We start from the raw sequence: 5,166 nt of genomic DNA on the forward strand, positions 1-5,166 counted from the left end.
GCATTGATAGTTGCTTGTTCAACAAATCCATTTACTGGAAAAAGTACAATGGCACTTGTGCCAAATAGTCAAATATTTCCGATGGCTTTTCAGGAATACAGTACGTTTTTAACTCAAAATAAAGTAATTAAAAATACTCCTGAGTCAAGAAAAATTGAAACTATTGGAACAAAAATTAAAGTTGCTGCCGAAAGATGGTTGGCTGCCAATGGTCATTCCGATTATTTAGCTGGTTACAGCTGGGAATATAATTTAGTAGAAGACAAGTCAGTTAATGCTTGGTGCATGCCAGGAGGAAAAATTGTTTTTTACACCGGAATTTTGCCAGTTTGTAAAGATGATGGAGGTATTGCAGCAGTTATGGCTCATGAAGTAGCACATGCTCTTTCTAATCATGGTCAACAAAGAATGAGTGCTGGTTTAGTACAGCAAATAGGACAGGTTGGAGCAGCAGTTGCTGTTGGTAATCAAGATCCACAAACACAACAAATGGTTATGCAGGCTTACGGAATTGGTTCACAAGTTGGACTTATGCTACCTTTTAGTAGAAAACATGAAAGCGAAGCCGACATGATTGGATTAACTTTGATGGCTATTGCAGGTTACAATCCTCAAAATGCTGTTTCAGTGTGGGAACGAATGTCTGCTCAATCAAACGGTCAAGCGCCACCAGAAATTTTAAGTACGCATCCAAGTAATGAAACTCGAATCAAAAATTTAACAGCTTTAATTCCGCAAGCTAAAGCCGAAGCTGCAAAATTTGGAGTAACGTTTAAATAACATTCTAATTACAAAAAAAGAGTATATTTGAAGCTGTCAATTTTTATTGACAGCTTTTTTTTTGAATTAATAAAATAAACCANNGCTTCTGTTTACAGTTTAGTAATTGCATCGGCAGTATTTCCAATTTTTTATGAAATGATTTTTAAAGAAAGCGGAAAAAACTACGTAATGTTTTTTGGATATAAATGTAAAGACACAGCGATGATTAGCTTTGTTACAGCTTTTGCATTTTTAATTGTTGCCATTTTTTCACCATTTCTTTCAGGTATTTCCGATTATTTAGGGAATAAAAAAGCTTTCATGAGATTTTTTTGCTACTTGGGCGGACTTTCTTGCATTGGATTATTTTGGTTTAATTTAGACAACTTATTCCTCAGTTACGCAGCCTATTTTTTTGGCTTGATTGGGTTTTGGTCGAGTTTAGTTTTTTACAATTCTTATCTTCCCGATATTGCTTTTCCAGAACAACAAGATAAAGTTAGTGCTAAAGGATTTTCAATGGGATACATTGGCAGTACGTTGTTGCTGATTATAAATTTAGTAATGGTCATGTTTCCAGATACTTTTGGAATCGAGTCTTCAAAAATGGCAATGCGAATTTCATTCCTAATGGTTGGAATTTGGTGGATTGGTTTTAGTCATGTAACCTATTATTATTTGCCAAAAGGAAATAGAAATAACGTTCCACTTACCAAAGATTTTATTTTTAAAGGTTTTCACGAATTAAAAAATGTTTGGAAACAGTTGCAACAAAATGAAGCGCTTAAAAGATACTTGAACAGTTATTTTGTCTTTATAATGGCAGTTCAAACAGTGATGCTTGTAGCAACTTACTTCGGTGCAACAGAAGTCACTTGGGGTGAAACCGATAAAACAATGGGTTTAATAATAAGTATTTTGTTAATCCAATTAGTTGCTGTAATTGGTGCTTTTTTAACTTCAAGAGCTTCCGCAAAATTTGGAAATATAAATACGTTAATTTTCTTAAACGCTTTTTGGGCTATCCTATGTGGTTTTGCTTTTTTTGTTCATACACCAGTACAATTTTATGCAACTGCAGGTTTTGTAGGTCTTGTTATGGGCGGAATTCAATCGCTTGCTCGTTCAACTTATTCTAAACTTTTGCCAGAAACAGACGATACCGCTTCGTACTTCAGTTTTTATGATGTTACAGAAAAAGTAGGAATCGTAATCGGAATGTCTATTTACGGAATTATTGACCAAGTAACAGGTTCAATGAGAAATGCTATTGTCTTTTTAGGGGTGTTTTTTATCATAGGATTACTATTGCTTCTAAGAGTTCCCAAAAATAATTTTGCATTGAGTAAAAAATAATTATATTTGGAAAAAATATAATAATGAAAAACATAAAATTTTTATCTGCATTAGTTGTTCTTTTTAGTGCATTTACTTTTACCTCTTGCGATAACGAACCAATTGATTCAGCTTTAAATCCTGACGATTTTGGTGGTGGAGGGAATGCAAACGCCTCTTTTAAAGCCGATTTTAATGGTGCAACTTGGACTGCAAATTCATCACAAGCAATAGTATCTGGAAATTTAATTCAAATAGCTGGTGTTAAAAGTGATGGTTCTACTTTCGGGTTTTTAATTGAAGCTTCAACAACTGGAACTTATCCGGCAAATGAAAATTTATTAGCATTCAATCCTGCTGGTTCAGAATACGGATATTGGGCAACCAACATAAATAATCCAACAGAAAATACTGGTTCTATAACAATTACAAGTATTGATACGGTAAATAAAAAAATCTCTGGAACTTTTAGTTTTAAAGGATATTGGTCTAATGCCGATGAAACAGGTGTGCTTCCAATAGATTTTACAAACGGAGTGTTTACTAATGTTCCTTATATTAATATGGAAGAAACTGGTGATACATTTTTTGCAAAAGTGAATGGAACTGAATTTGTTGATGTAGATATTTTAACGACAGAAATTGGAGTTGGATCTCAGGATTTCATTAGTATAGCAGCGCAAAACTCAGCTTTAGATGCAATTACTGTTTCTGTAAGAAGCGATCAAGGTGTTGGAACGTATCCAATAACTGGAAATGTAGCAACTGATGTTGTTCAAGCTATTTATGATTTTAATGATGCAAATTATCTTGCTGTTTCTGGAACTGTAACTATTCAAGAAAAAACTGCAACTCATATAAAAGGAACTTTCAGTTTTGTAACTAATGGTGCAACGCCTTTTACAATTTCAGAAGGAAGTTTTGATGTGGATTACTAAAATATTTTAAAATATTATAAGTTAAATCCGTCTTTATGGCGGATTTTCTTTTGTGGCATAGTCATTGCACTTTTAAAAGACTTATCGATAAAGCGTACTTTCTTTTGATTTTGTGGTACTTTTAATGCCATACATCGATTATAATTTCTCAACCTTTATCAAAAAGTTATATTTGTTTAAATTTTAATGTCACATTGACCTAAACTGAGATATGTCAAATCACAAAATACTAACCTTTGACAATTTGTCATTGCAAGAATTCGATACAGAAGCCGATTTAATTCCACTCTTAACGCCAGAAGATGAAGCAGAAATGACCAATGAGGAACTTCCTGATTCGTTACCAATTCTTCCGTTAAGAAATACCGTTCTTTTTCCAGGAGTTGTAATTCCAATTACAGCTGGAAGAGATAAATCTATTAAGTTAATCAACGAAGCCAACGCTGGAAATAAAATAATTGGTGTCGTTGCTCAAAAAAATGAAGAAGACGAAGATCCAACAATAAACGATATCAATCAAGTTGGAACTGTTGCCAGAATTCTTCGCGTTTTAAAAATGCCTGACGGAAACATCACTGTCATTCTTCAAGGTAAAAAACGTTTTGAAATCGATTCAGTCATCTCAGAAACGCCATATATTACTGCAAAAATTAAAGAATGTCCAGAAAAAAGACCTGGAAAACATGATACGGAGTTTTCTACAATTGTTGATTCCATTAAAGAATTGGCAATTGAAATTATAAAGGAAAGTCCAAATATTCCAACCGAAGCTACTTTTGCAATTAAAAATATTGAAAGTCAATCGTTTCTAATCAATTTTGTTTCTTCTAATATGAATCTTTCAGTTGAAGAAAAGCAGAATTTATTGGTAATGAACGTTCTTAAAGAAAGAGCTTTAGAAACCTTGCGCTACATGAACGTAGAGTTGCAAAAATTGGAACTTAAAAACGATATTCAATCTAAAGTTCGTTTCGATTTAGACCAGCAACAACGTGAATATTTCTTGCATCAGCAAATGAAAACCATCCAAGAAGAATTAGGTGGTGTTTCTAACGAGCAAGAATTTGAAGAAATGCGTACCAAAGCAAAAACCAAAAAATGGGACGATAAAACAAGCAAACATTTTGAGAAGGAATTTTCAAAACTGCAGCGTATGAATCCGCAAGCTCCAGATTTTGGAATTCAAAGAAATTATTTAGAATTGTTTCTAGATTTACCTTGGAGTGTTTATTCTAAAGATAATTTCAATTTAAAAAACGCACAAAAAATTTTAGATAGAGATCACTTCGGATTAGAAGATGTCAAAAAAAGAATGATTGAACATTTGGCAGTTTTAAAATTGCGAAATGATATGAAATCACCAATTATTTGTCTAACTGGACTTCCAGGAGTTGGAAAAACTTCAATTGGAAGATCGGTTGCCGAAGCTTTAGGTCGCGAATATGTTCGAATTTCACTCGGTGGATTACGTGACGAAGCAGAAATCCGCGGACATAGAAAAACGTATATCGGTGCTATGCCAGGACGAATTATCCAAAGCATTAAAAAAGCACAAACATCGAATCCAGTTTTTATTTTGGATGAGATTGATAAACTATCAACAAGTCATCAAGGTGATCCATCATCGGCATTATTGGAAGTTTTAGATCCAGAACAAAACAATTCATTCTACGACAATTTCCTAGAAATGGGTTACGATTTGTCTAAAGTGATGTTTATTGCAACTTCAAATACCATGTCAACTATTCAACCTGCCTTAAAAGATAGGATGGAAGTGATCAAAATGACAGGTTACACAACCGAAGAAAAAGTAGAAATTGCACGTCAACATTTGTTTCCAAAACAGTTAAAAGAACACGGATTAACTTCTAAAGATTTGACTATTGGAAAAAAACAATTAGAAAAAATCGTGGAAGGTTACACACGTGAATCGGGCGTGAGAAGTTTGGAACAGAAAATTGCACAAGTCATAAGAAATGCTGCAAAATCGGTTGCAATGGAAGAAGAATACAATACAAAAGTAACCGACGAAGATATTGTAAAAGTGTTAGGTTCGCCAAAATTAGAACGTGACAAAGCCGAAGGAAATGACGTTGCTGGTGTTGTCACTGGTTTAGCTTGGACTTCTGTG

3 protein-coding genes and 1 pseudogene are annotated in these 5,166 nt (G+C 33.7%); all 4 read left to right on the plus strand.

What is annotated here, in order from left to right:
* Positions 1 to 780, plus strand: a 780-nt coding sequence (locus tag DIU01_RS10030; protein WP_367221942.1) for a M48 family metallopeptidase, incomplete at its 5' end; no start/stop codon positions are given.
* A gap of 87 nt (positions 781 to 867) precedes the next feature.
* A pseudogene (locus tag DIU01_RS10035) lies at positions 868 to 2,118 on the plus strand (MFS transporter); the annotation flags it as partial.
* 23 nt (positions 2,119 to 2,141) lie between these two features.
* Positions 2,142 to 3,035, plus strand: a complete 894-nt coding sequence (locus tag DIU01_RS10040; protein WP_290834039.1) for a DUF6252 family protein — start codon at positions 2,142 to 2,144, stop codon at positions 3,033 to 3,035.
* 211 nt (positions 3,036 to 3,246) lie between these two features.
* A partial coding sequence (gene lon / locus DIU01_RS10045; RefSeq protein WP_290834041.1) for an endopeptidase La occupies positions 3,247 to 5,166 on the plus strand: 1,920 nt, incomplete at its 3' end.

Source organism: Flavobacterium sp. (genome assembly GCF_003525665.1).
In the GTDB taxonomy this organism is placed as follows: Bacteria; Bacteroidota; Bacteroidia; order Flavobacteriales; family Flavobacteriaceae; genus Flavobacterium.

Bases quoted from the DNA above. Each gene is read 5' to 3' on its own strand.
- DIU01_RS10040 (WP_290834039.1), top strand. From the start codon at position 2,142: ATGAAAAACATAAAATTTTTATCTGCATTAGTTGTTCTTTTTAGTGCA.